General features: G+C 69.0%; 19 protein-coding genes. 12 read left to right on the top strand and 7 right to left on the bottom strand.

Annotated elements, in window-relative coordinates; translation table 11 throughout:
• The first annotated feature begins 60 nt into the window (after window positions 1–60).
• From AC1DBN_RS13065 to AC1DBN_RS13050, 4 genes are all read left to right on the top strand, one after another.
• Complete coding sequence (locus AC1DBN_RS13065) at window positions 61–2,826, top strand: alpha-L-rhamnosidase (protein WP_477723395.1); 2,766 nt, start codon at window positions 61–63, stop codon at window positions 2,824–2,826.
• Complete coding sequence (locus tag AC1DBN_RS13060; RefSeq protein ID WP_477723394.1) at window positions 2,823–3,890, top strand: alpha/beta hydrolase fold domain-containing protein; 1,068 nt, start codon at window positions 2,823–2,825, stop codon at window positions 3,888–3,890. Before AC1DBN_RS13065 ends, AC1DBN_RS13060 begins: the two co-directional genes overlap by 4 nt.
• Window positions 3,887–4,840 carry an alpha/beta hydrolase gene (locus AC1DBN_RS13055; RefSeq protein ID WP_477723393.1) on the top strand — a complete coding sequence of 318 codons (954 nt, stop codon included), beginning with the start codon at window positions 3,887–3,889 and terminating at the stop codon, window positions 4,838–4,840. Before AC1DBN_RS13060 ends, AC1DBN_RS13055 begins: the two co-directional genes overlap by 4 nt.
• 244 nt (window positions 4,841–5,084) lie before the next feature.
• Window positions 5,085–5,465, top strand: coding sequence for a nuclear transport factor 2 family protein (locus AC1DBN_RS13050; protein ID WP_091717589.1), 381 nt, complete (start codon window positions 5,085–5,087; stop codon window positions 5,463–5,465).
• Window positions 5,466–5,517: 52 nt separating this feature from the next.
• Here the strand turns inward: AC1DBN_RS13050 and AC1DBN_RS13045 are convergent, their stop codons facing one another.
• From AC1DBN_RS13045 to AC1DBN_RS13020, 6 genes are all read right to left on the bottom strand, one after another.
• Window positions 5,518–6,741 (bottom strand): glycerate kinase, encoded by a 1,224-nt coding sequence (locus AC1DBN_RS13045; RefSeq protein WP_477723392.1) that lies wholly within the window; start codon window positions 6,739–6,741, stop codon window positions 5,518–5,520.
• A gap of 2 nt (window positions 6,742–6,743) precedes the next feature.
• Window positions 6,744–8,270 (bottom strand): C4-dicarboxylate transporter DctA, encoded by a 1,527-nt coding sequence (dctA, locus tag AC1DBN_RS13040; RefSeq protein WP_091717592.1) that lies wholly within the window; start codon window positions 8,268–8,270, stop codon window positions 6,744–6,746.
• A gap of 167 nt (window positions 8,271–8,437) precedes the next feature.
• Window positions 8,438–9,535, bottom strand: coding sequence for a tartrate dehydrogenase (locus AC1DBN_RS13035; RefSeq protein ID WP_477723391.1), 1,098 nt, complete (start codon window positions 9,533–9,535; stop codon window positions 8,438–8,440).
• A 135-nt stretch (window positions 9,536–9,670) separates the two neighbouring features.
• The gene (locus tag AC1DBN_RS13030; protein ID WP_314216027.1) at window positions 9,671–10,588 is read right to left on the bottom strand and encodes a LysR family transcriptional regulator; all 918 of its coding nucleotides are present in this window, start codon (window positions 10,586–10,588) and stop codon (window positions 9,671–9,673) included.
• Between the two features lie 92 nt (window positions 10,589–10,680).
• Complete coding sequence (locus AC1DBN_RS13025; protein ID WP_477723390.1) at window positions 10,681–13,026, bottom strand: multicopper oxidase domain-containing protein; 2,346 nt, start codon at window positions 13,024–13,026, stop codon at window positions 10,681–10,683.
• Window positions 13,023–13,715: a hypothetical protein gene (locus tag AC1DBN_RS13020; RefSeq protein WP_477723389.1), complete on the bottom strand. Its 693-nt coding sequence runs from the start codon at window positions 13,713–13,715 to the stop codon at window positions 13,023–13,025. Before AC1DBN_RS13020 ends, AC1DBN_RS13025 begins: the two co-directional genes overlap by 4 nt.
• A gap of 163 nt (window positions 13,716–13,878) precedes the next feature.
• Here AC1DBN_RS13020 and AC1DBN_RS13015 point away from each other — a divergent pair, with 163 nt between their 5' ends.
• From AC1DBN_RS13015 to AC1DBN_RS12980, 8 genes are all read left to right on the top strand, one after another.
• On the top strand, window positions 13,879–14,883 hold the full coding sequence (locus AC1DBN_RS13015; protein ID WP_477723388.1) for a bile acid:sodium symporter family protein: 1,005 nt from the start codon (window positions 13,879–13,881) through the stop codon (window positions 14,881–14,883).
• A gap of 101 nt (window positions 14,884–14,984) precedes the next feature.
• Window positions 14,985–16,007 carry a 3-oxoacyl-ACP synthase III gene (locus AC1DBN_RS13010; RefSeq protein WP_091717604.1) on the top strand — a complete coding sequence of 341 codons (1,023 nt, stop codon included), beginning with the start codon at window positions 14,985–14,987 and terminating at the stop codon, window positions 16,005–16,007.
• Window positions 16,001–18,805, top strand: a complete 2,805-nt coding sequence (locus AC1DBN_RS13005; RefSeq protein WP_477723387.1) for an alpha/beta fold hydrolase — start codon at window positions 16,001–16,003, stop codon at window positions 18,803–18,805. The genes AC1DBN_RS13010 and AC1DBN_RS13005 overlap by 7 nt, the downstream gene beginning before the upstream one ends.
• On the top strand, window positions 18,802–19,773 hold the full coding sequence (locus AC1DBN_RS13000; RefSeq protein ID WP_091717608.1) for an NAD-dependent epimerase/dehydratase family protein: 972 nt from the start codon (window positions 18,802–18,804) through the stop codon (window positions 19,771–19,773). The genes AC1DBN_RS13005 and AC1DBN_RS13000 overlap by 4 nt, the downstream gene beginning before the upstream one ends.
• A 75-nt stretch (window positions 19,774–19,848) precedes the next feature.
• Window positions 19,849–20,808, top strand: coding sequence for an alpha/beta hydrolase (locus AC1DBN_RS12995; protein WP_091717610.1), 960 nt, complete (start codon window positions 19,849–19,851; stop codon window positions 20,806–20,808).
• A gap of 58 nt (window positions 20,809–20,866) precedes the next feature.
• Entirely contained in the window at window positions 20,867–21,766 is a 900-nt protein-coding gene (locus AC1DBN_RS12990) for a fumarylacetoacetate hydrolase family protein (RefSeq protein ID WP_091717612.1), read from the top strand.
• Window positions 21,766–23,607 (top strand): FAD-dependent monooxygenase, encoded by a 1,842-nt coding sequence (locus AC1DBN_RS12985; protein ID WP_477723386.1) that lies wholly within the window; start codon window positions 21,766–21,768, stop codon window positions 23,605–23,607. The genes AC1DBN_RS12990 and AC1DBN_RS12985 overlap by 1 nt, the downstream gene beginning before the upstream one ends.
• Entirely contained in the window at window positions 23,585–24,820 is a 1,236-nt protein-coding gene (locus tag AC1DBN_RS12980; protein ID WP_477723385.1) for a DUF3500 domain-containing protein, read from the top strand. Before AC1DBN_RS12985 ends, AC1DBN_RS12980 begins: the two co-directional genes overlap by 23 nt.
• 146 nt (window positions 24,821–24,966) lie before the next feature.
• Here AC1DBN_RS12980 and AC1DBN_RS12975 read toward each other — a convergent pair whose 3' ends face one another.
• Window positions 24,967–26,037: a quercetin 2,3-dioxygenase gene (locus AC1DBN_RS12975; RefSeq protein ID WP_091717618.1), complete on the bottom strand. Its 1,071-nt coding sequence runs from the start codon at window positions 26,035–26,037 to the stop codon at window positions 24,967–24,969.
• Window positions 26,038–26,141 lie beyond the last annotated feature (104 nt).

The following is a 26,141-nucleotide window of genomic DNA, read 5'->3' as shown; positions in this document are numbered from 1 at the left end:
GCAAGGCACAGCCAACGAAGCTTGAAGTCCCAGCACCGCCACCTCCAGGAGTCCCGCCGCATGACCGCCCCCACCCGGCTCCGGGCCGAACACCTGAGCGAAGCCATGGGCCTGGCCGTCCGGGAACCCCGCCTGGGCTGGACGCCGCCCGCCGGAACCACCCGGCAGGCCGCGTACCGGATCACAGCCTCGAACGGCTGGGACAGCGGACGGATCGAATCCGCGGAGTCCCGCGGCATCGCCTACAGCGGACCGGCCCTGGATTCCCGCAGCCGGTTCGAATGGCGGGTGCGTACCTGGGACGTCACCGCCGGCGGCGCGGAAACAGCCAGCGACTGGTCCCAACCCATGCCCGTGGAGCTGGGGCTCCTGCGCCCCTCGGACTGGACGGCGCAGTGGATCGGCCCCGCCGAGGAGGCGGTCAACCAGCCAGGCGGGCGCCCGGGATACGCACTTACCAAAACCTTCACTCTGCCGGCGGCACCGGACAAAGCCCGCGCCTACGCCACCGCCCACGGCATCTACGAACTCTTCATCAACGGTCAGCGCGTCGGCGACCAGCAGCTCACCCCCGGCTCCACCAGCTACAACACCACCCTCCAGGTCCAGGCCTACGACGTCACCGCCCTGCTCACTGCGGGCCGCAACACCCTCCGCGCCGTCGTCACCGACGGCTGGTACCGCGGCACCTTCGGGTACACGCGCGACGCCGACATGTACGGCACACACACGGCATTCCTTTGTCAGCTCGAGCTCGAGTCCCGGGCGGGACGGCAGGTCATCGGCACCGATGCGTCGTGGCTGGTGTCCGCCACGGAAGTCACCAGCGCGGACCTCATGGCGGGGCAGCACGTTGATTTCCGAACGGCCGACGGCGGTGAGTCACCCCGGGCAGGCGACCGCGGGGAAGGTGCGCGCGCACCAGGTCTTCTGCCGGCGCCGCCGCGGGCCGCCGTCGTGCGTTCCGGCAGCTTCGACGCACTCACCGGGCCCCTCGCCCCGCCTACACGGGTGACGGCGGAGCTGGCGCCGGTGTCCATTACGCGGCTGCCCAACGGACACCAGGTGGTGGACTTCGGCCAGAACATCCACGGCTGGATCCGCCTGGCTGCACTTGGTGCGGCGGGCGAAACCGTCACCCTGGAACACGGCGAGGCACTCGGTCCGGACGGTGACGTCACCCGGGACCACCTGCGCCCGCATGACTTCCGCACGCCCGGGGCTTTCCGGGACGCCGGGCAGGTGGACACCGTGACCGCCTCCGGCGCCGCCGGCGAAGTCTTCGAGCCCCGGCACACCACGCACGGCTTCCAGTACGTCTCGGTCCAAGGGCTCGCCGCGGACCTTCACCCGGGGGACATCACTGCCTGTCTGGTCCGGACCGACCTGGAACGCATCGGCACGTTCCACTGCAGCGACGAACGGCTGAACAAGCTCCACGAAATTGCGGAGTGGAGCTTCCTGGGCAACTCCTGCGAGGTCCCCACCGACTGCCCGCAGCGTGAGAAAGCGGGCTGGACCGGGGACTGGCAACTGTTCGTCCCCACCGCCGCCTACCTGTACGACGTCACCGGGTTCACCCGCAAATGGCTGCGGGACGTCCGCGCCGACCAGTGGGACAACGGCGTCATTGCCAACATCTCGCCGTCGCCCGGACCTGCCGCCACCTCGGCGGAGTTCATGGGCTTCACCAACGGTTCCTCCGGCTGGGGCGACGCGATGGTCATGGTGCCCTGGGAGACCTACCTGGCCACCGGGGACGCCTCGATCCTCGCTGAAAACTGGGCGGCCATGAAGCGGTGGCTGGGCTTCGTCCGGACCACCGCCGAAACCCAGCGGCACGCCACCCGCGCAGCGCAGGCGCCTGTCCCGGCCGCCCACGAGAAGTTCCTGTGGGACACCGGCTTCCACTTCGGCGAATGGATGGAACCGGGCGGCCCCGAGCCGGACCTCTTCGCTGCCCGCACCGCGGACAACGGCATCGTGGCCACCGCCTACTACCGGCACACCACGGACCTGATGGCCCGCATCGCCCGGGTGCTCGGGTTGGTGGAGGAAGCAGCCGGCCTCGCGGAGCTCTCGGACACCATCCGGGACGCCTGGGCCACGGAATACGTGGACGCCGCCGGCCGGGTCACCGTCGCCAGCCAGGCCAACTGCGTCCGGGCACTGGCGTTCGGACTGGTCAGCCCGGAGCACCGCCCAACCGTCACCGCACAGCTGGTGGAACTGATCCGCGACGCCGGCACCCACCTGGGCACCGGTTTCCTGGCTACCCCCTACCTGCTCCCGGTCCTGGCCGACAACAGCCACCTGGGCCTCGCCTATGAACTGCTGATGCAGGACACAGAGCCGTCCTGGCTGGCCATGGTGGACCGCGGCGCCACCACTGTCTGGGAACTGTGGGACGGCATCGATGCTGACGGCACGCCGCACCAGTCGCTGAACCACTACAGCAAGGGCGCGGTGGTCTCGTTCCTGCACCGCTACACCGCCGGGCTGCGGCAGGTGCCCGGCAGTGCCGGCTGGGACCGGGTCATCATTGAACCGCGCCCCGGCGCCGGCATCACATCCGCCGCCACCTCCCACCACGGGCCCCACGGCCAGATCACTGTGGCCTGGACCCTGTCAAAGGATGCTTCGGCGCCGGGCGGAATGACGGACGACGGCGTGCTGACGCTCACCGCGGACATCCCCTCCGGCACCACTGCTGAGGTGCTGCTGCCCGGGAAACCGGCCGCCGTCGTGGGACCCGGACACCATACTTTCCTCGCCGCCACCGGCGGGGACACCGCACACCCCGAGCTGATGAGGAGCACACTATGACAGTGGACGACGCTACCGACGTACTTGACCCTTCCCGCCCTGACGTCTCCGGCCCTGGCGTTTCCCGCCCTGACGTCTCCGGCCCTGACGCTTCCGGCCCTGACGCTTCCGGCGCTGACGTTTCCCGGCCGGGAAACAGGGACGTCCCGCCGTTCCCCGTGTACGACGCACCCGGTACACCGGAGGCCGTCTCGGACGCGTCGTCCGTGCACCGCGAGGTCACGTATGCGCGCGCCATCGGATTCCGCCCCCTCAAGATGGACATCTGGCTGCCACGCCGGGCGTCCGGCCCGACGCCGTTGGTGCTGTGGGTGCACGGCGGCGCCTTCCAGCTGGGGGACCGGCGTGAACTGCCGCCCACCTTCGCGCCGGATTCGGTCTTCAGGCTCTTGAACGAGGCCGGCATCGCCTGCGCCACCGCGGACTACCGGCACTCGCTGGAGGCGCCGTTCCCGGCCCAGCTCCACGACCTGAAGGCCGCGCTGCGCTACCTCCGTGAGTTTGCCGCCCCCCTGAACATTGATCCGGACAGGTTCGGCGCCTGGGGCGAATCCGCCGGCGGGCACCTTGTGGCGCTGCTTGGGCTCACCGGCAACCGCCCGGATCTGGACGGCGGCCTCGGCGCGCAGGGGCACGCCACCGGCGTCAGCGCCGTCGTCGACTTCTACGGGGTGTCCTCCCTGGCGGACATCCCGCCCATGCAGCTCCCGGAGAGCCTGTTCCCGCCCGCGCTCACCGCGGCAGTTCCGCCCGGCATGACGCTGCAGCCGGAATACATGCTGGTGGGCGGCTCGGACCGCCCGGACCTGCTGGCAGCGGCCAGCCCCGTCAGCTACGTGGCGGCCGGCGCCGCGCCTTTCCTGCTGGTCCACGGCGACAGCGACGGATTGGTTCCGCATTCCCAGGCCGACCTGCTGGCGGCCGCGCTCGCGGAGGCCGGCGTGGAACACGAGGTTGTCACCATCAAAGACGCCGACCACTGCTTTTTCGGCGCCGAAGACCAGATGGACTCCATCCTGGCCCTCGCCGTCGGCTACTTCTCCCGGAAGCTGGGAACACCATGACGCCACACGAAACAGCCCAGCAATCAGCCAGCCAGCTGCCCGGAGCCCCGGCCGCCGGGTTTGCCGAATACCTTGCCTCGCCGGAAGGCCCCCGGTTCCTGAACCCCGACGCCGAACGGCAGCCGGGCCCCGACGTTCCCATCCGTACCGTGACAGCCGACGGGCGGCACGGTCCCGTGGCCATCCGGATCTACGGCGAAGCCACCGGGACGGACACTCCGGCCCTGGTGTGGCTGCACGGCGGCGGCTTCGTCAGCGGCAGCGTGGACATCCCCGAATCGGACTACCTGGCCCGCGTGCTGGCGGACTTGGGGACACCGGTGCTGTCCGTGGACTACCGGCTGGCCCGCGACGGCGTGTCCTACCCCATCCCACACGATGACGCCCTGGCCGGCTGGTTCTGGGCCCGCGAGAACGCCGCCTCGCTGGGGCTGGACCCGGAGCTGCTGTGCCTGGGCGGCGCCGGCGCGGGCGGCAACCTGGCCGTTGGCGCCGCGCTCTACCTGATCGATGCCGGAAAGCCGCTGCCCGCCAAGCTCCTGCTGGCCTACCCCTTCCTGCACGCCGAACTCCCGCCGCCCGCCGCCGGGTTGGACGAGGACGTCATGGCGGGCCTGCCCCGGCACCTGCGGTTCACCCTGGAGGACTGCATCCGGACAGCGGAGAACTACGTGGGCGGCCCGGTCAGCATGGCGCCGTCCTACGCGATGCCCGGGTACGCGGACCCTGCAGGGCTCCCGCCAACGGCCCTTCTTGCCTGCGAGTACGACGACGCCCGCGGCTCCGCCGAGCTCTTTGCGGCCAGCCTGGAACAGGCCAAAGTCCCCGTGACCTACTTCCTCGCCGAGGGCGGCGTGCACGGGCACCTGAACCACACGGCCGGGCTGCCCGAAGGCCAGGCTGCGCTGGACTTCATGGCAGGCGAACTCCGGTCCGCGGGGGAGCGGTAGCCAGCCCCTGCCTGTCACCAGCACCCCGGCCATCCGTGGCTCCTTCGCCGCCGCCCTGGCGGGCTGGCTGGAATACGGCGGCGGCACCGGCTGCGGCGCCGGCGGGTCCTAGGAACCGCGGCCGCTCAAGGTGCGGCCCTGCCGTCGTCCGCCGGGCCGTTGCCCTGCCGGCCGGACAGGCCTAGCATGTGCGCACAATCCACTGCGAAAGTGGACGGTCCGCAGGGAAAGGGCGGGGCAAACCATGGATGAGACGGGCAGCAACGAGAAGGTGGTGCACCGGCTGATCCAGTGCATCAACGACCGGCATATTGAGGTCATGGACGAACTGTTCCATGAGGACGCGGTGATGCACTGGCCCCAGTCCGGCGAGTACGTCCGCGGCGCCGAAAACCGGCGGGGAATCTACAACGCTTTCCCGCAGCTGCCCACCATCACGCCCCGGCGGCTGACCAGCGGCGGCAACCTGGTGGTGGCCGAGGCATCCCTCGACTACGGCGGCCCCGTTTACGAAACGGTGTTCATCTTCGAGCTCCGCGACGGCCGGATCGCCACGGAAACGGCCTATTGGAGCGAAGCGTTTCCGGCTCCTGAATGGCGCTCGCAGTGGGTGGACATCGGCTAAAACGGCATGGCACGCCCGGGTTTACGGACGTGCCATGGGCCTGGGCGGTGCCTTAGCGGAGGGCGGCGCTTGTGCTTTCTACGGTGCTCTCTGCCCGGTGCCGGCCGCCGGATGGTTCGATGTCCTGGCCGATGCCCTGCCCGATTTCCCTGCCGATCCGCCGCAGCAGGGCGGCGGACAGTTCCGGATCGCGGGACGAATCCAGCTCCGTGTAGTCCGCCAGGGCGTAGACCCGGTCCAGCGGCAGGTCCGCCCAGCGCTCCCGCGGCAGCAGCGAGCGTCCGGTCACGGCGAGGACCGCGCGGTTTCCTGAGCGGCGGGCGACGGCGGCCGGCAGCTTCCCGGCCAGCGTCTGTTCGTCGATGCTGCCTTCGCCGGTGATGACCACGTCGCAGGGCTCCCGGCGTGTGTCGAAGTCCAGCAGGTCCAGGAAGAAATCCGCCCCGGAAACCTGGTGTGCCCCCAGTAGCATGCATGCGAAGCCGATGCCGCCGGCGCTTCCGGCACCCGGGTGGGCGGCCAGCTCCGCAGCGGTGCCGGTACCGGCCCGCGCCAGGGCCGCCACCAGATTTCCAAGGCCCCGGTCAAGGGCGGCGATGTCAGCAACCGTGGCGCCCTTTTGGGGTCCGAAGACGGCCGGAGCGCCGTCCGGCCCAGCCAGCGGGTTGGACACATCGCTTGCCACAATGAGCTCCGTGCCTGCCAGCTCCGGTATCGGCCGGACGTCCACGGAGCTGATCTCCCGCAGGTTCCGGCCCGTGCCTGCCAGGAAGAGGCCATGGCTGTCACGGAACGTGAACCCCAGTGCGGTCAGCATGCCCATGCCGCCGTCGGTGCTGGCGCTGCCACCCAGTGCCAGCACTATCCGGGCCGGATTAAGGCTGAGGGCCATCAGGATGGCCTCGCCGAAGCCGCGGCTGGAGGCATCCAAGGGTTCCAGTATCCCGTGGGGGAGCAGCCCCAGCCCGCAGGTGTTGGCCACCTCCACCACCGCCGTCACGCCGTCGAACGCGATGCTTGCCTGCACGGGCCGGCCGGTGGGCCCGGGGACCGTGCAGCTGCGCCTGGTAAAGCCGGCAGCGACGGCGGCGTCGACGCTGCCGTCGCCGCCGTCGGCCAGGGGGAGCAGCTCGCACCGGATTCCTGCGGACATTCCGGGCCCACCTGCCACGGAGCGGATGCCGTCAGCCAGGGCCTCCGCCACCTCTGCGGCGGTGAGGCTTCCCTTGAACTTGTCCGGGGCGATGAGTACGGTCTTCGCGGTGGCTGCAGTCATGGTCAGACAGTCTCTGAGTAGGCCGGGCGGCGGTCAGCGGACGCGTGCCCGGCGGAGGCGGCGGCTTCGTTGTGGGAAAGGACGACGCCGGTGGGTCCGGCGGGTGCCGGACCGCCGGCCCGTGCGTCCCCGGCGGATGCTGCGGCTGGCTGTGCTGCCGGCACCACTTCTGCTGCCGGTGCTGCCGGTACCGCTTGCATCGTGGCGGCCAGGGGCTCCACCGTTTCACCGGCGAAGACGCGGCGGGCGCGGTCCACGTCCAGCGTGCGGTCCCACCGGGCGATGAACAGCGTGGCCACGGCGTTGCCCGTGAAGTTCACGATGGCCCGGCATTCGGACATGAACTTGTCGATGCCGAAGATCAGCATGATGCCGGCGGCCGGGATGGTGCCGATGGTGGTCAGGGTGGCCGTGAGGGCGATGAACCCGCCGCCGGCCACGCCCGCCGCGCCCTTGGAGGTCAGCAGCATGACAGCGAGCAGGCCGAGCTGCTGGCCGATGCTCAGGTCCGTGTTGGTGGCCTGGGCGATGTAGAGGGCGGCCAGGGACAGGTAGATGGCCGCGCCGTCGAGGTTGAAGCTGTAGCCGGTGGGAACCACCAGGCCCACGGTCTCTTTCTTGACACCGGCGTGCTCGAGCTTGCGCATCAGACCCGGGAGGGCAGGTTCGGCGGTGGAGGTGCCCAGGATGAGCATGTACTCCTCCTTGAGGTGGCGGATCATCGTGAAGATGTTCAGTTTGAGGAACGCCATGACTGAGCCGAGGACCACCACGATGAACAGGATGGAGGTGACGTAGAACAGCGCGATCAGCCCGCCCATGCTGGTCAGCGATGAGACGCCGTACTTGCCCACGGCGTAGGCCATGGCACCGAAGGCGCCCAGCGGGGCGGCCTTCATGATGAAGCCGAGGATCTTGAACATCACGCCGGTGAGCCGCTGCACGCCGTCCAGGACGGGGGCGCCCACTTTGCCCATGGCGTTCAGGGCGATGCCGAAGACCACGGCGATGAAGATGATCTGCAGGATGTCGCCCTCAACGAAGGGCCCCGCGATGCTGCTGGGGATGATGTGGGTGATGAACTGCCACCATTCCTGGTGCTGGCCGGCGTCGATGAGCTTCGCGGCCGAGTCCGAGGTTTTGATGCTGCCGGCGTCTGCATTGACGCCGTCGCCCAGCCGGAAAATGTTGATGGCCACCAGTCCGAACACCATGGCCAGGATGGTGCCGACCTGGAAGTACGTCAGCGCCTTCAGCCCGGTCATGCCCACCTTTTTCAGGTCCGCGACGCTGGCGATGCCTCCCACGATGGTGAGGAACACGATGGGGCCGATGAGCATCTTCATCGAGTTCACGAATGTGGTGCCGATGGGTTCCATGGCGATGCCCGCGGACGGGGCCAGCCAGCCCACCAGGATGCCGACGACGATGGCGGTCAGTACCCAGAAGTACAGCTGTTTGTACCAGCGGGTTTTGGCTGGCGCTTGTTTTCCTGCGGCGGGGCCGCCGGCGGTTGTGATGTGGTCCATGATTCCTACCTCATTGTGGAATTTCTTTGGAGAACGCTGGGGGGATGAATGCGGGATAAGCGGCGCCCCGAGGGCCCCGACGCGAGCTTGCGGGCGTTGGGACGGGGCCTTCGGGGTACGACGGCGGCTGGCGGGCGGCCGTCGTACCCTCACCCTGGCGGGAGGTGCTAGACGGTGGCCGGGGCCAGTGTCAGGGCCTTGATGATGGCCTCGGTGACGTCCTCGGTGTTGGCGTCGCCGCCGACGTCGCGGGTCAGGTGTCCGCTGCCGGTGGCTGCTTCGATGGCGGCCTCAACCTTGCGGGCTTCCTCGTGCAGGCCGAAGTGGTCCAGCATGAGCGCTGCGCTGGCGATCGCACCAATCGGGTTGCTGATGCCCTTGCCGGCGATGTCCGGGGCGGAGCCGTGGACCGGTTCGAACATGGACGGGAAGCGGCGCTCCGGGTTCAGGTTGGCGCTGGCGGCCAGGCCCAGGCTGCCGGCCAGGGCGGAACCGAGGTCGGAGAGGATGTCGGCGTTCAGGTTGGACGCCACCACCACGGACAGGTCTTCCGGATTGAGGATGAACTTGGCGCTCATCGCGTCCACCAGGACGCTTTCGGTGCGCACGTCCGGGTAGTCGAGTGCCACGCGGTTGAAGACTTCATCCCACAGGACCATGCCGTACTGCTGGGCGTTGGACTTGGTCACCGAGGACACCTTCTTCACGGTGCGGGTGCGGGCCAGGTCGAAAGCGAAGCGCATGATGCGCTCGCAGCCCTTCTCGGTGAACAGCGCGGTCTGCAGCGCCACCTCGTTGCCGGGGCCGCGGCCGCTGAGGTTGCGTCCGCCCAGGCCGGCGTACTCGCCTTCGCTGTTCTCACGGACCACCACCCAGTCGAGCTCAACGGTGTCGGCCTTGCGCAGCGGGGACTGCACCCCGGGGAGGAACTTCACCGGGCGGATGTTGGCCCACTGGTCGAAGTTCTGGGTGATGTTCAGGCGCAGGCCCCAGAGGCTGACGTGGTCCGGGACGTTTTCCCAGCCGACGGCGCCGAAGTAGATGGCGTCGAAGTCCTTGAGGGCTTCCAGGCCCTTGGGGTCCATCATCAGGCCGGTCTTGGCGTAGTACTCGGAGCCCCAGGGGAACTCGGTCCAGTCGAAAGCGAACTTGCCGTTGGAGCTACCGGCCAGGGCGTCCAGGACCCGGCGGCCGGCTGAAACGACCTCTTTGCCCACGCCGTCGGCGGGGATGGAAGCGATGCTGAAAGTCTGGGTGGTGCTCATTTTCTGTGTCTCCTCGTTGAGTGGTTCCAGTGCGGCGCTGTTATCGGCATCACACTGTTTCCTTCCTCTTCAAGTAGACGGGCGAGGGTCCCATAGCGTCCAAGACCAAGAATCGATCCGCTAGATAGGCAACGCCTATGTTTCCCCTGCAGCAACAGCAGCGGGCTTGGCCGTCACGTGCTGTTCGGCGACTTTCAGGAACGCGCGGGCGGCGGGCGTGAGGCCTTCCTTCCGGCTGAGGATGGCGACCTCCAGCTGGGAGACCGGCTCGATCAGCAGGGTTCGCAGTCCCGCTCTGTGCGCCGTGGGGGCCCACGACGACGGCATCACCGCGTGCCCCACACCCGCCAGTACCAGCGGGAGGATGGAGGTCCGGTGCGCCACCTCCACCACGATTTCGGCGTTGATTCCGGACGCCAGTGCCTCGTCCACCAGTCCGCGCATCAGCGAGCCGCGCTGGCTGGCGATCAGGCGGTGCCCGCCCAGGTCCTCCCGCTGGATGGCCTTCACGTTGCCGAACGCGTCCGCATGGGGATTGACGATCAGGATCAGCGGCTGCCGTTCCAGTTCCAGGACCTCGACGCCGGGAACGCGGATGGCCGTGGGGGAGCCGGCCAGGCCAATTTCCGTGCTGCCGCTGCGGACGGACTCCACCACTTCTTCCGGGGTGAAGGCGGCCGAGACGTTGAGGCGCACCGACGGGTAGGACAGGGTGAAATCGCTGATCATCGACGTCAGCGGCTCGATCCCCGGCGACGGCATGGTGATGATGTCCAACCGGCCGCTCCGGATTCCCCGCAGCGACTGGACGGCCGATTGTGCGGCGTCGAGGTCCCGCATCACCACCCGCGCCGGGCCCACCAGCTCCTTGCCTGCATCGCTGAGGACCGCCCGCCGCCCGATGCGGTGGAACAGCGGCACTCCCAGTTCCTTCTCGAGGCCGGCGATGGTCTGGGACAGCGACGGCTGGGCAATGAGGAGGTGTTCCGCAGCGCGGTTGAATCCGCCGTGGTCAACCACAGCCAGGAAATACTTCAGCTTCCGGGTGTCCATGCGCGGCTCCTTGGGCGTAGGGCTCCAATAGCCTACGCCTATCAATGAGCCTTCATGGATTGGGGGCTTTCCTAAGCGCTGACCCCGTGGCGTCAGGCCGCGGTGACGGGGATCTTCCGGGTGTGGAGCACCTTCTGCGTGATCCAGTCCAGCAGGTCCACCGTCAGCGTGTAATTGCCGGGCGCGGGCGGGCGCAGCAGCATGTCGTACCGCTCGGCGGCACCGAAGTTGATGAGGCTGGTGCGCAGGGGCCCCGTCTCCGAAATGGGCCGCGCCGGCCCTGACGGGCTGGACGTATCGCGGAACGGCCTGCCGTCATGCGAAATCAGCTCGGCCATGGGCACACGTTCGTTGCCCGCGTTGGTGAAATACGCATTCACCGGGAAATAGTTGGCGTTGAGCAGGCGGAGCAGCGTGGGCTTGACGCTGCCGTTGGGTATGCGGGCCCGGATGCGGCTGAGGACGGCGGGTCCTTCCGTCTTGGCTGTGGACGCGAGTTCACCGCCGAGCAGGTAGAAGTGCTTGGGCTGGAATCTGTCCAGGCCGGCATCGTCGCCGGAGAGCCCGGCGGCATGGTTGAGCTCATGCCAGCGCGGATCCACCGAATACGGAACCAGGATGGTTTCCGTCGCGGTGTCATACTCCGGTCCGTCCACGAACGCCCGCCGCGCGCCCGCAGCCACCGGGTAGTCCGGGTGCGGTGCCGGATCAATGATCAGCGGACCGAACATGCCCATCTGCACGTGCAGGGGCGTGTTGACGTGGCAGTGGTAGAAGTATGTCCCGGACGCACCCACGTTCGGGTTCCCGGGCGAGCCCTTTTCGGGCCGCCACTGGTACGTGTAGGAGCCCGACACCTCAAAGGAGGTGTGGCCCACGCCGTCGTTCCGTGGATCCGGTTCCATGCCGTGCCAGTGGACTGTATGGACCCGTTTGCTGGGGTGAATGGTGCCGTGGAACAGCTGCCCCTCAGTCAGCCGCACCAAGGGTGCCGGAAAGATGCGGCCCGATTTTTCCGTCTCGAACGTCCACATTTCGAATTCGCCGCCGTCGTCGAACTTCATCTTGCGGTTGAAGAACTTGAACTCGTGCGCAACATCAGGCTTCTGGCGGAACTCCGTGGCCGGGCTGCCTTCATGCATCTGGTCCGAGCTGAAGTCCGCCTGGCTGCGGTACAACGGGTGCCCACCGGTAGCGCTCCCAGGCCCCGGAGCCGCGATGGTCCAATGGCCCACCAGCCCGCCGGGGTACATGCCGCCACGGGCCACTTGGGAAGGTTCGGCGTGGCAGTGCATTGGGTAGAACCAGTCCGTCTTCCGCGCGTTCCACACCTGGTCGATCGCTTCCGGCGGCCGCCGCAGCGGCAGCATCGAGTCCTTCCGGTCCAGGGGATGCATCTCGATGACGTCTTCCCACTGCTGGAGCTCGATGTGGCCGTCGGCGTCGATACGGCCGCCGCTGCGCGGGAATGCCGTCCCGTTCCGCTGAACCGTCCAGAGGTGGTTGCCGTGGAAATGGAGCTGGTGGTGGACCACCCCGGCGTTGACGAAGCGCATCAGCTGCCCGGTGCGGACCGTGCCCGGCGCCGTCGACAGGCTGAAGTTGCGGACGTCCACCTGGCGGGCGGAGCCGGACATCAGGGTATCTTCCTCACGGGTCCGGTTGAGTGCTTCGTCGGTGGAAGCGGCGAGGGACTGGAAGCCGCTGCGTCCGTTGAGGGTGAAATAGCGGGGATAGGCAGGAGTTTTGTCCGGATCCACCGTTCCCTGGCGGGACGCAATGACGGCCCACACAGGATCGACGTTGTGGAGCATCCACAGCCATTGGCGCTCAAACTCGTGCCCGCCCGGTCCAGGCAGCCACGGCGAGTCAGGGTTGACCACCAGCAGGGCGCCGAACAGGCCGAGGATCCGCTGGACGGGATCGGCTTCGGGATCGGCCGGGTCATCACCCGGATCGCAGTAGATGTACGTACCTTCCGCCGGCGCCTGAAAGGTCACGGTGCCGCTCTGGCCGGGCCTGATGACGCCGGTGCCCTCGTGGCCGCCGCCCCCGCCGGCATTGAGGAACAGGAGTGAATGGTCCTGCGCGAGGTTGTTGGTCACCCGGATGCTGACGGTACTTCCGGTCTCGGCGATCAGCGTGCGGTCCGGAAAGAAACTGGCCCAGTGCCCGCGCCGGACCAGGTACTCGCCGGGATTGAGGGGATCCTCGCCGGCAGGTGCGGGCCGCCCCAGTCCAGGCGCCGGAGCGTGAAGCGGATAGGTCCTGCTGGCAATCACGGTGCCGTCGCGCTGGAACACCCGCGGGCCGACCGCCAGGCTCGGCTTGGGGTCTGCCACCGTGGTCTTGCGGTCCCCGAACCCGCGGTGATAAACAAGGGTCCCGTCCACCATGGGGAGGAAGCCTTCATTGATGTGGAGCTCCAGGGGGCTCATGACCGGACCCCCGTGACAGTCAGTTGCGGCAGTGCCAGCAGTTGCGCGGCGTCGTCATCCAGTCCCGAGTATTCGATCTGCATAGTGACGGCATCGTGCGGGGCGAGATAACTGATCCAGACCCGTTCCGTGGCGCCGGCGGCGATGGTGCCAGGTCCGTGGTCGGAGTCCTGCGGGGCCACCGTGATGCCTGACGGCAGCAGCCTGAGGCGCAACTGGCCCGGACTGAAAAGGACCGGCTGCGGTTGGTCATTGCGTAGCGCCACTTCAAGCACAACCACATCGCCCCAGGTGAAGTTGCCAGGCTGCGGCCAGTCGGAGTCCAGCAAGGGGTCACTGTCGTGGCCGGGGTCGTGGCCGGCGCTGCTGGGTTGCCGGCTCGAGGCCTGCCGTATTCCCTGGCGTCCGGCGGCTGCAGTGTGCAAGCCGTCCTTGACTTGGGATATTGCCGAGGCCAGCGGCCTGGCCGCAGGGTGTCCCTGGGCATCGAGCCTTGCCAGGCGGCCGGCGTCGACGATGGACAGGGCGCCAAAGGCCGTGGCGAGGCCGCTGCCGCCGCCGGGCGTGCTGCGCGAGACAACGCCGTAGGTTGCGCCGCCCAGCAGCAGCAGGGCGCCCCCGCCAACGACGAGTCCGAACTGCCGCCGGCTCAGGGGCAGGGCAGCAGCGGACGGTGGAGTGTGGCTCATGGTTCCTCCCCAATATGGTTTCTTACGGCAACAACCATGGTGGGCGGAGCGCCTAGGAGGGCCCTAGGGGAAAACTTGGGATGCCGTTCAGCATCCAGCGGCCGGTGTTACCGCGCCAAGTCACGGATTCGCCTGGGATCGCCGCGGGTGGCAGCATTGTTAGATGCTTGAGGCAACCAAACCGCAGAATTCCCCTGAGGGAGCACCCCTTAATCCGGCACTGGCAGCGGAAAGCAGGATTGCCCGCGTCGCCGTGACGGTCTTCCCGCTCCTCGTGGTGGCCGCAGGTATCGCTGGATACCTGCTTCCCGGGACCTTCAAGCCCATGGGGACCGCCGTGCCCTACCTGCTGGGCATCATCATGTTCTGCATGGGACTCACCCTGACCCCTCCCGACTTCGCCGCTGTGGCAAAGCGGCCCTGGGCCGTGGCGCTCGGCATTGTGGCGCACTACGTGATCATGCCCGGTGCCGGCTGGCTCATCGCCCAGGCACTGAACCTCGAGCCGGAGCTTGCCGTGGGCCTGATCCTGGTTGGCTGTGCCCCGTCCGGCACCGCGTCCAATGTCATGGCCTTCCTCGCCAAGGGTGATGTTGCCCTCTCCGTGGCGGTGGCCTCAGTGTCCACCCTGATCGCTCCCATCGTCACCCCGCTGCTCGTGCTGTTCCTGGCGGGCTCCTACCTGAACATCGATGCCGGCGGCATGGTTGTGGACATCCTCAACACTGTCCTCCTCCCGGTGGTCGCCGGGCTGCTGGCCCGGCTGTTCCTGAAGAAGCTCGTGGACAAGGTGCTGCCGGCACTGCCGTGGGCGTCCGCCGTCGTGATTTCCCTCATTGTGGCCATCGTGGTGGCCGGCAGCGCCAGCAAGATCGTGGCCGCCGGCGGCATCGTGTTCCTGGCCGTGGTCCTGCACAACGGGTTCGGCCTGGGGCTGGGCTACCTCGCCGGGAAACTGGGCCGGCTGGATGACAAGGCACGCCGCGCCCTGGCCTTCGAAGTCGGCATGCAGAACTCCGGACTGGCCGCCACTTTGGCCACGGCACACTTCAGCCCGCTGGCCGCGCTGCCGTCCGCCGTTTTCTCGCTGTGGCACAATATTTCAGGCGCCATAGTGGCAGCTTGGCTGGCCCGCCGCCCCCTCCAGGACACCCCGGCACCGCACTGACCCGGGAATAAATGTGCATGACGGGGCACTTGCCTGCATAGTTAAGCTCCTGCGCCGGTGGGTAATAGACACCGCAGGACAGAAACGAACAGGGGCTTGAATTGGTAGGTAATGCAACCTTCCGTCACACCAACACCGCGCTGCTCTCGGTGAGCAGCGTCGAAGCTCCAAGGATCGTGAGTTCCGTTGACTTCGACCGCCGGCTGGCGTCGACACTGCAGCGGCTGAAATTCCCGCCCCGTCTCCTGGAGCGCGTCGCCGGGATCACGCACCGCCGCTGGTGGGCGGCCGGCACGTCGTTTGACGACGCCGCCATCGAGGCAGGAGCCAAGGCCCTTGCCGAAGCCGGTGTGGAAGCGTCCGAGGTTGGCCTGCTGATCAACACCTCGGTGACCCGGCGCAACCTTGAGCCGTCCGTTGCGGTGAAGATCCACCACGGACTGGGCCTGCCGTCGTCGGCCATGAACTTCGACCTCGCCAACGCGTGCCTCGGGTTCGTCAACGGCCTGACCCTCGCGGCCAACATGATCGACTCTGGCCAGATCAAATACGCCGTTATTGTCAACGCCGAGGACGCCGAAGCAACACAGGAAGCGACGATCGCCCGGCTGCAGCGTCCCGAAACCACCCGCGAGGACTTCAACCGCGAGTTCGCCACACTCACCCTGGGCTCCGGCGCTGCCGCGGCCGTCCTTGGCCCGGCAGACGGACACCCCGGCGCGCACCGGCTGGTGGGCGGGGTGATGCGCGCGGGCACTGAACACCACGAACTGTGCGTGGGCGGCATCGACGGCATGAACACCGACACCAAGGGACTGCTCGACGGCGGCCTGCAGCTTGTGGTGGACGCCTGGCACGAGGCGCAGCCGGAGTGGGACTGGGCCACCATGGACAGGTACGTCACGCACCAGGTAAGCAACGCCTACACCCAGGCCATCATCGATGCCATCGACCTGGACCCGGCCAAGGTGCCCATCACGTTCCCGCACTGGGGCAACGTGGGACCGGCTTCACTGCCCATGACGCTTGCCGCCGAATCCCAGTCCCTCGAAGCCGGGGACCGCGTTCTCTGCATGGGCGTGGGCTCCGGCCTGAACACCGCCATGATTGAAATCGTTTGGTAGCCGCCGCCTGGCCCGGCGTGGATCCGCAGTGGTCCCGCGAACTTGCCGTGCCCTCCACCTCCGGGGCGGATGAGCCCGGAACGGTCCGCAACTGGCACATCCTGGATAACGGCGCCCAGCTTGAGGCCCGGGGCCTGACACCCGCAGGCACCCTGCTGTGCGTGCACGGCAACCCCACCTGGTCCTACCTCTGGCGCACGCTGCTGGCCGCCGGGTCCGATCCCGCCCACCCGTGGCGCGTGGTGGCTGTGGACCAGCTGGACATGGGGTTTTCGGAACGCACCGGCACGTTCCGGCGCCTCGCCGACCGGATCAACGACCTGGGCGACCTCACCACGGCGCTGGGCCTGGACGGTCCCGTGGTCACCGTGGGACACGACTGGGGCGGGGTCATCAGCCTGGGCTGGGCGCTGGCGCACCCGGACCAGCTCGCCGGGGTGGTCCTGACCAACACGGCAGTCCACCAGCCATCCACCTCCACAATTCCGCCGGCGCTCCGGCTGGCCCTGCACCCCGCCGTGCACCAGTGGGGAACGGTCACCTCTGACGCCTTCCTGCGGGTGACCCATTCGCTGGCCCACCCGCCGCTGGCCGCCGACATCCACGCCGCCTACATGGCCCCCTACCGGGGCGCCAGCCGGCGGTCCGGCGTAGGCAACTTCGTGGCCGATATCCCGGTGGACGAATTCCACCCCAGCTTTGCGGCGCTGGCCGGCGTGGCGGAAGGGCTGCGCGGGCTGACCGTCCCGGCCCTGATGCTCTGGGGCCCCCGCGATCCCATCTTTTCCGACCGCTACCTCAAAGACCTCATCGGCAGGCTTCCGCACGCCAAGGTGCACCGCTTCGAAGGTGCTGGACACCTTGTGGCGGAGGACCGGGATATTGCCACGCCGGTGTTTGAGTGGCTTGCCGCCCGGGAGGGCGCTGACTCGGACGGTTCTGACTCGGGCGGTTCTGCGCTGAAAGGTGCGGTCCCGGCCGATGCGGTTTCTGCCGCGGCCGCTGGTTCGGGCGCCGACGCTGACATTTCTGCCGCCCCCACTGATATCTCGGCCATCGCAGCCACCCCGGCGACGTCAGCCTCCCCAGCTAGCACGGCGGCGCCGGAAACCGCTGAATTCCGGCCCCTCTGGGACCTGCTCGGCGAGCAGGCCGCAGGGCCGGCCGGCACCGGGTCCGCCGTCGTGGAGATGGCCCCGGACGGCACGGCAGCCCGGTCGCTCAGCTGGCAACAGCTGGACCAGAAGATCCTGGACCTCGCTGCTGGGCTGGAGAAAGCCGGAGTGCAGCGCGGCAGCAGGGTCAGCCTCATGGTGCCGCCCGGGGTCGACCTCACCGTGGCCCTCTACGCCTGCCTGCGCCTTGGTGCCGTGGTGGTGGTGGCCGACGCCGGACTGGGAACCAAGGGCCTGAGCCGCGCCGTGAAAGGCGCCACCCCGGACTTCATCATCGGCATCGACAAAGCACTGGCTGCGGCCGCCGCCCTTGGCTGGCCCGGCCGTCGGATCAGCGTGGGCACCCTCCCGGCCGCCCGCCGCCGCCTCCTCGGCGCCGAAACCTCCCTGGCAGAACTGACCCGGCCCGGCGCCGGACACGCTGGGGCCCAGCACGCCGATGCTGCCGACCCCGACGCCCCCGCAGCCGTGCTGTTCACCTCGGGCTCCACCGGACCGGCCAAGGGCGTGCTCTACACGCACCGGCAACTGGCCGCGATGCGGGATACCGTGGCCAGCACCTTCGGGATCCGGGCAGGGTCCAACCTGGTGGCCGGTTTCGCTCCGTTCGCCCTCCTGGGCCCGGCACTGGGCGCTGTGTCCGTTACGCCGGCCATGGACGTCACGGCACCCCGAACGCTGACAGCCCGCGCGCTGGCCGACGCTGCCAGAGCCATCGACGCCACCGTGGTGTTTGCCTCGCCGGCCGCGCTCCGCAATGTCGTCGCCACCCGGGACCACCTCGATGAGGCGGGCCTGAAGGCGCTGGCACGCGTTGAGCTGCTGCTCTCCGCCGGAGCCCCCGTCCCCGAACCGCTTCTGGCAGAGGTCCAGCAACTGGTCCCCGCGGCCTCGCTGCACACCCCCTACGGGATGACCGAAGCCCTTCCGGTCACGGACATCAGCCTGGAACAGATCAGGGAAGCCGACGCCGAAACAGCGGCCGGAACCCTCCACGGCGGCGGCAACGGCGTGTGCGTCGGCAAACCCGTCCACGGAGCACGCCTGGCCATCATCCCGCTCGCGGCGGACGGCACCGCGTCCGGAACCACGCCGGTGACGGATGCCGGCGTGGCCGGTGAAATCCTGGTCAGCGCCCCGCACGTCAAGGACTCGTACGACAGGCTCTGGCTGACCCAGCGCGAGAGCGCCGGCCTGCCCGGCTGGCACCGCACCGGGGACGTGGGGCACTTCGACGCCGCCGGCAGGCTCTGGGTGGAAGGCCGCCTCGCCCACGTGGTGACGGCACCCGGCGCCGCGGTAACCCCGGTGGGTGCCGAGCAGGCCATCGAACGGCTGGACAATGTCCGGTTGGCGGCGGTCACCGGGGTGGGCCCGGCCGGCACGCAGGCGGTGGTGGCCGTCGTCGAAACCGCGCCTCCAACGCGCACCGCGGGACCGGCTGAACCCGCCCTCTCCGCAAGCGTCCGCGCAGCAGCCCGCACGGCCGGCGTCGAAATCTCCGCTGTGCTGGCCGTTCCCGCGCAGCCCACCGACATCCGGCATAACGCCAAGATCGACAGGACACGGCTTTCGCGCTGGGCAACGCGCGTGCTGGCCGGCGGCCGGCCGGGTAAACCGTGAGGGTCCTGGTCACCGGAGCCAGCGGCATGCTCGGCGGCGCCGTGGCGCGGCTCCTGGTCCGCGAGGGCCACACCGTCACCACGCTGCAGCGGCGCCCGTCGGGGGTCGACGGCGCTACGGACCTCCGCGGGTCCATCACCGATGCCGGGGTGCTGAAGGACGCCGTCCGGGGCCAGGACGGCATCATTCACCTCGCCGCGAAGGTCTCCTTCACCGGACGCGCGGCGGAGTTCGACGAGGTGAACATCGAGGGCACCCGCCGGCTCCTGGACGCCGCGCGGGCGGCGGGCGTTCGGGACTTCGTGTTCGTTTCTTCCCCGTCCGTGGCGAATTCCGGGGCCGCCATCGTGGGGCTGGGCGCGGGACCGGCAGACCCGGAGCACGCGCACGGCGACTACGCCCGCACCAAGGGCGCCGCCGAATTGCTGGCCCTGGCCGCTGATTCCCCGGGCTTCCGGGTGGCCGCCGTGCGCCCGCACATCGTCTGGGGCCCGGGCGACACCCAACTGGTGGAGCGCGTCCTGGCCCGCGCCGCCGTCGGCCGCCTGCCCTTGCTGGACGCCGGAGCTGCCCTGATCGACACCACCTACGTGGACAACGCGGCGTCCGCCATGGTGGCCGCGCTGGAACGGATGGAGCGCGTCCACGGACAGGCGGTGGTGGTCAGCAACGGCGAGCCCCGCCCAGTGGGTGAACTTCTGGCCGGCATCTGTGCTGCCGGCGGCGTTGCGGCGCCGACGTGGGCCGTTCCCGGAGCCGTGGCCCGGGGTGTGGGGTCCGTGGTGGAAAAGCTGTGGCTGTGGGCCGGACGCACCGAAGAGCCGCCCATGACCAGGTTCCTCGCGGAGCAGCTGTCCACCGCCCACTGGTTCGACCAGCGCCGCACCCGGGAGCTCCTGGACTGGACCCCTGCGGTGTCGCTGGACGAAGGACTCGCGAAGCTCGCCGCCCACTACGCCCCGCGATAAGCCGCAGCCAGCAACCCTTTTCATTCAGTGAAACCGGCCGCGCCGTGCGGCTTCCCGATACCCCACAGTTGATTCATGACGCAGCCCACACCGGGCTTGTCAGGCAGTCACCACGGGATCATCACGGGACAGAACGGCGCGGTACACATGGAGTCAACGACGACGGCGGGGCGGATCCTTCGGGGGATTGAGTTCGCCCGCCCCGGCGGCGGAGCGCCGCTGCTGCTGGACCTCTACCTCCCGGCGGATCCCGCCCGGGGCACCGCTTCCCCGCACCCCGCGGTGGTCCACTTCCACGGCGGCGGCTGGCGGACCGGGGAGCGCTCCTCGCTGGGGCCCACGGTGGACGGTTTCGGGCTCAGCCCCATTGAACAGCTGGTGAACGCCGGCTTTGTGGTGGCTTCCGCCGACTACCGGCTCACGGATACCGCCACCTTTCCCGCCCAACTGCACGACGCCAAGGCCGCGGTCCGCTGGATCCGGGACCACGCCGCCGATTACAACGTGGACCCCGGGCGCATCTACGCGTGGGGTGATTCCGCGGGCGGCCACCTCGCCAGCCTGGTTGGCCTGACCGCCGGGTCAGCGGCGTTTGCGGACGACGGCGGCACGGGGACCGCCGACAGTGTCGCCGCGGTGGTGGCCTGGTATCCGCCCACCGACCTGGTGCTGATGGGAGCCCAGGCCCGGCCCGACGCCGTTGCCAGTGCCGACGATCCCGGTTCCCGGGAAGCACTCCTCATCGGTGCCCAGCCCGCCGACGCCCCGGACAGGGCCAGGGCCGCCAGCCCCCTCGCCTACGTGCATGCGGGCGCCCCTCCCTTCCTCCTCATCCATGGCACGGCGGACCGGTTCGTCCCGGCGGCCCAGTCCGCCGCCCTTGCCGGGGCGCTGGAAGACGCGGGCGCCGCCGTCGAACTTCTCCTGCTGGACGGCGCGGACCATATGTGGGCCACCCCGGACGGCAGCAGCGCGGCCGCCGAAGCGGCCACCGCAGCAACCCTCGATTTCCTCCGCCGCCAGTCGGAGCACTGATTTTCCACTACGCCCGGGCAGCCCGCCTGCCCGGCCGCCAGACCTGAAAGGCCACCTCATGCAGTTCATCGGCATCAACCACAACGGCGAACCCTGGGCGGCAGCCCTCGCCGGATCGCACGTCCTCCCGCTGGCCACAGTCACCGACTTCTGGGCCGACCCCGAGGGCTGGCAGGACAAGGCAGCCACGCTGGTTGCCGGCGTTTCGTCCCATGCCGGCGCGGAGGGCAATGACGCGTCCGACGCCGGCGCCTGGCTGGAGCGGGGCAGCGTCACCGAGGTGCCCCTCGTCCCGGCCGCGGCCCGGGTGATCTGCGTGGGCCTGAACTACAAGGCGCACGTGGCCGAAGGAAGCTTCAAGGACCTGGAACTGCCCCCGTACCCCACCCTGTTCGCCCGCTGGACGGCGTCCCTGTCCGTGGGCAATGTCCCGGTTCCCGTCCCCGCCGGTGAGGCCGGGCTGGACTGGGAGGGGGAAGTGGCCGCCTACATCGGCCGCCGGGTCGAATCGGCAGACGAGGCCGCCGCGGCGGACGCCGTCTTTGGCTACTCCACCTTCAACGACATCACCTCCCGCAAGGCCCAGAAACTGACCTCGCAGTGGACGCTGGGCAAGAACGGCGATTTCAGCGGGCCGCTGGGTCCGCTGGTCAGCCGCGACGAGGTGGGCGATCTCCGGGACGGGCTCCAGGTCCGGACCCTGGTGAACGGCATCGAAGCCCAGAACGGCAACACCCGGGACATGATCTTCTCCGTGCCGGCCATCATCTCGCTCATCAGCCAGACCTTCACGCTGCACCCGGGCGACGTCATCGCCACCGGCACCCCGGAAGGCGTGGGCTACGCCCGCACCCCGCAGTGGCTGCTGCAGCCCGGCGACACCGTGGTGGTGGAGATCGAGAAGCTCGGCAGCCTGACCACCCCCGTGGGCGACACTTCCCTGCGGAGCCGTGCCTGATGGACACCTCGCAGGGCACCTTCCCCCGCATTTTCCCCGTGACGGCTGCGGCGGACATCCCCCAGGAGGCCCAGGTCCTCATTGCCGGTGGCGGCCCCAGCGGGCTGTTCCTGGCGCTGGACCTCGCCTCCCGCGGCGTCGCCAGCACCGTGATCGAACCCCGCACCGGCGTGGACCACACCAGGCCACGGGCCAAGACCACCAACGCCCGCACCATGACGCACCTGCGCCGGCTGGGGCTTGCCGAGGCCCTCCGGGGCGCGTCGCCACTACCGGTGGACTACGCACAGGACGTCATCTTCTGCACCGGACTGACAGGCCCGGCTGCCCACGAGCTGCGGCGCTTTTCCAACGCCTTCCAGCTGGTCCCCGGCCGCTACGGCCCGCAGCCCGAAGGCGGGCAGCAGGTGCCGCAGCCGGTCCTCGAGGAAGTGCTCCGGGCCGCCGTCGGCAGCCATCCGCTGGTGACATTCGTGACCGGATGGGCTGTCAGCGAGGTCCATGCCTCGGGTGAAACTGCCCCGGCGGCGCACACCGCCGTTGTTTCGAATGGAACGTCCGGTGCCGCCCACACCATTGCGGCGGAATATGTGATCGGCGCCGATGGCGGATCCTCCGCAGTCCGGCGCAGCCTGGGGATCCGCCTGGAGGGCGGCTCCGCGGCGCTGTCCAACATCAGCATCCTGTTCCGCTCCGGGGCGCTGGCCCCGGCCATCACCCTGGACCCGGCCGTGCAGTACTGGGTGGTGGGCTCGGACACGTCCGGCATGGTGGGGCCAATGGACCTGGACGGTACCTGGTGGGCCATCGTGCAGGGTGTGGACCCGTCCGTCACCGTCAGCACGGAGGACGCGGGCGCCATGGTCCGCGCGCTGGTGGGCACCGAGGTGGACATCGAGGTGCTCGCCACCGATCCGTGGACCGCCCGCATGCTGCTGGCCCCTCAGTACAGCCGCGGCACCATTTTCCTGGTGGGCGACGCCGCGCACCTCAACCCGCCGTGGGGCGGCCACGGCTTCAACACCTGCATTGGCGATGCCGCCAACCTGGCCTGGAAGCTGGCCGCCACCATCAACGGGTGGGGCGGACCTGCGCTGTTGGCCAGCTACGGCCAGGAGCGCCGGCCGGTGGCGGACCGCACCATCGGCGACGCCGCACGGAACGGCAAAGCGCTGGCGTACCACTTCGCTGATCCGGAGCTGGCGGCATCCGGGCCTGACGGTGATGCCGCCCGGCTCACCGCCCGTGACGCGTTGGCCGTGAAGCAGAGCGAGTTCGATTCCCTGGGGTTGGTGCTGGGCTATGCGTACACTGGCTCGCCCCTGGTGGTGCCCGACGGCCTGCCTGTGCCGCCCGAGGACCCCATCCACTACGTCCCGTCCGCCAGCCCGGGCTCACTGCTGCCGCATGCCTGGTTGGCGCAGTCCTACTCTCTCTACAGTGCGCTGGGCCCCGGTTTCACGCTGCTGGCCGACGCCGCCGTGCTGGGCGGAGTGCCGGCGGATGAGGCTTTTGCGCCGGTGGTGGAGGCGGCGGCCCGGCAGGGCATTCCGGTGACCGTCGCCGCCGTCGGGCCTTCCGACGACGGCACCCCCCTTTCCGATCAATGGGGCGCCGACGCCGTGCTGGTCCGGCCCGACCAGCACGTGGCGTGGCGCGGCAATTCAGCCGAAGCCGCCGCGGCCGCGCTGTCCATCGCGGCGGGCCGGCTTCCCGGTTCGCGGCGAGAAGCCGCAGGCACCGGGCCGGCACACGAGCCGGTCACAGAAATCCCAGCAGAAGAAGTTCCAGCAGCAGATTTTCCAGCGAGGAGCGCCCGTGTCGACGCCGTCATTCCGTGACTACCTGTTTGCCCCGGACCATCCGCGCGTTGCGGAGATCCGTGGCCTGAACGCCCGCGAATATGCCGAGGCCGCGAAGACCGACTCCTTCGCAGGCCCGATGATTGAGGGCTGGCAGAAGCTGTACCCGCAGCCCTTTGCCGGCATCACCAGCGACGGCGTCCGCCGGGAAGGCCTGTTTCCGCTCGCTCCCGCCCGGGCCGGGGAGGAAGGGCCGACGGCGGACATGGTGGCCGCCGCGCGCAAGCTCCTGGGCACCATCACGCCGGAACAGGCGGGGAAGCTCTCCTACGCCGTGGACGCGCCCGAGTGGCAGAGCTGGGCCAACCCCGAGTTCATGCAGCACGATACCGGGCTTCGCCTGGACGAACTCGGCGAGCCGGTCCGGGACGCGATCCTTGGCGTGGTGGAGGCGAGCCTGTCCGGGGAAGGGTTTGAACTGGTGCGGAACCTGATGCGCATCAACGGCTTCCTGGGCGACCTGGTGGAACTGCCGCTGCTCATGAACGAGTTCAGCTACAACTTTGCGCTCTACGGGGAGCCGTCCGAAACGGAACCTTGGGGATGGCAGCTTTTTGGCCACCACGCGGCGATTAACTGCCTGGTGGCAGGCAGCCAGCTGGTGATCTCACCGGTCTTCATGGGCGCCGAGCCGGACATGATCGACGCCGGCCCGCACCGGGGCGTGAAGGTCTTCAAGGAGCGCATCGCCCTGGGCCGGCAGCTGATGGGTGCGCTGCCTGCGGACCTTCGTTCCCTTGCCGTGGCCTACGGGTCCATGGTGGACCCGGCAATGCCTGAAGGCCGGATCCACCCGGGCGACGAGCGGCACCTGGGCGGCTGCTTCCAGGACAACCGGGTGATCCCCTACGAGGGCATCCTGGTGGCGGACATGCCGGTGGAAGCCCGCGAACTCCTGGACGCCGTGGTGGACGACTTCATCGGCTACCTTCCGGACGGACCCCGCGCCGCCCGCCGTCGGGAAATCCAGGAGCAATACGGCGAGACGTACTTCAGCTGGATCGGCGGCTGGGAGGGGGACGAGGCGTTCTACTTCCGCCTGCAGAGCCCGGTAGTGGTGCTGGAACTCGACCACCACACCGGCGTGTTCCTCAGCAACGATGAACCTGCCCCGTTCCATATGCACACCGTGGTCCGCACCCCCAACGGCAACGACTACGGCCGCGAACTGGTCAAGCAAGCCACCGCCTGACCCACCCCAATCATCGATTGCTCCGCATGGGCCCTTATCAGGCGCCAAAACGGCGGTTACGGAGCAATGGATGGTCTCTGAATCGCAGAAGGCCCGGATTTCCTTTCGGAAGTCCGGGCCTTCTGCGGTGGCGGTGGCGGCTGGCGCTAGGGGATGTCGAGGGCTGCCCGGCGCTGCGGCGGGGGTCCGACGACGGTCAGGTCCATCTCCGCCTGGGCCCGGCCGAAGCCTTCCATGTCCATGTAGGGCTCGCCGCCCTCGGTGTACATGTAGTCCTCGGTGGGCTTGTTGAAGTACTCGAAGAACCCGTTGAACACCGACGGCGTCAGGAAGCCCACCATCTGGGTGTTGTGCGCGTCGAGCGCGAACGAGTGGATGGTGCCGGCGGGGGCGTGCACGAAGTCGCCCTTCGTCAGCAGCATCTCTCGGCCGTTGGCGTAGAGCCACATCCGGCCCTCGGTGCAGAGGAAGTTCTCGGTGTGCTCGGAGTGGAAGTGCAGCGGGATGTAGGGCGACTTGGCGCCCTTGGTGTGCACGGCGAAGTAGTTGGACCCGGTGTTGGCCGGGCGGGACAGGTAGGTGAACATCGTCTGGTAGCTGGCCAGCCGCTCACCCTCGCCGGCGCTGAGGAAGTAGGGGCTCTGTGTGGGCGGCAGCCCGGCGTCGTGCTTGAACGACGGCGCCACGCGCTCCACGTCCGGGAAGGTGATGCCGAACTCGGCACCCACCTCGGCCTGCTCCTGCAGGCTCGCGGACCGGCCGGCGCGGACCGGCGGGACGTGCGAATCGATGGGCGTGCCCACTCGCTCGTAGTACGCCTCGCCGCCGCCGGGCGTCATCCAGTTCAGGAACCGGGTGTAGTGGCTGGCCATACGGTAGGCGTGCGGCGTGTTCGGCGGGATGACCACCGAATCGCCGGGAGTCAGGATGCGGCTCTCGCCCGGCAGCCAGACGTGCAGGATGCCGTCGAAAACGTACAGGGTCTTGTGCTCGATGCTGTGGCTGACGAACGGGGATTCGGCGCCCATGCCGCCGGAGATGTAGGCGGCGCTGAAGATGCCGCCGGTGTCCGCGGCGCGGGCGATGACCGTGACCAGCTGCCCGTTGATCTCGTACCGGGCGCCCTCGCCGGAGGCCATGTAGTAGGGGACGGCCTCGCCCGGCAGCGCATTGGCCACCGGCAGCTGCTTGTTCATTTCCTCCACGCTGAGGGACATCGGTTCCTTCTTTCGGGTCGCCCGGCACGGCCGGAATGTGAGTCCCCACCAGCATGACGGACCGCCCGCCGCGCGTCAGGCCCGGTTTTCAATCAATGAACAGC

Source organism: Pseudarthrobacter sp. 10T415 (assembly GCF_056394175.1).
This window is presented reverse-complemented; position numbering and strand designations above follow the sequence as displayed.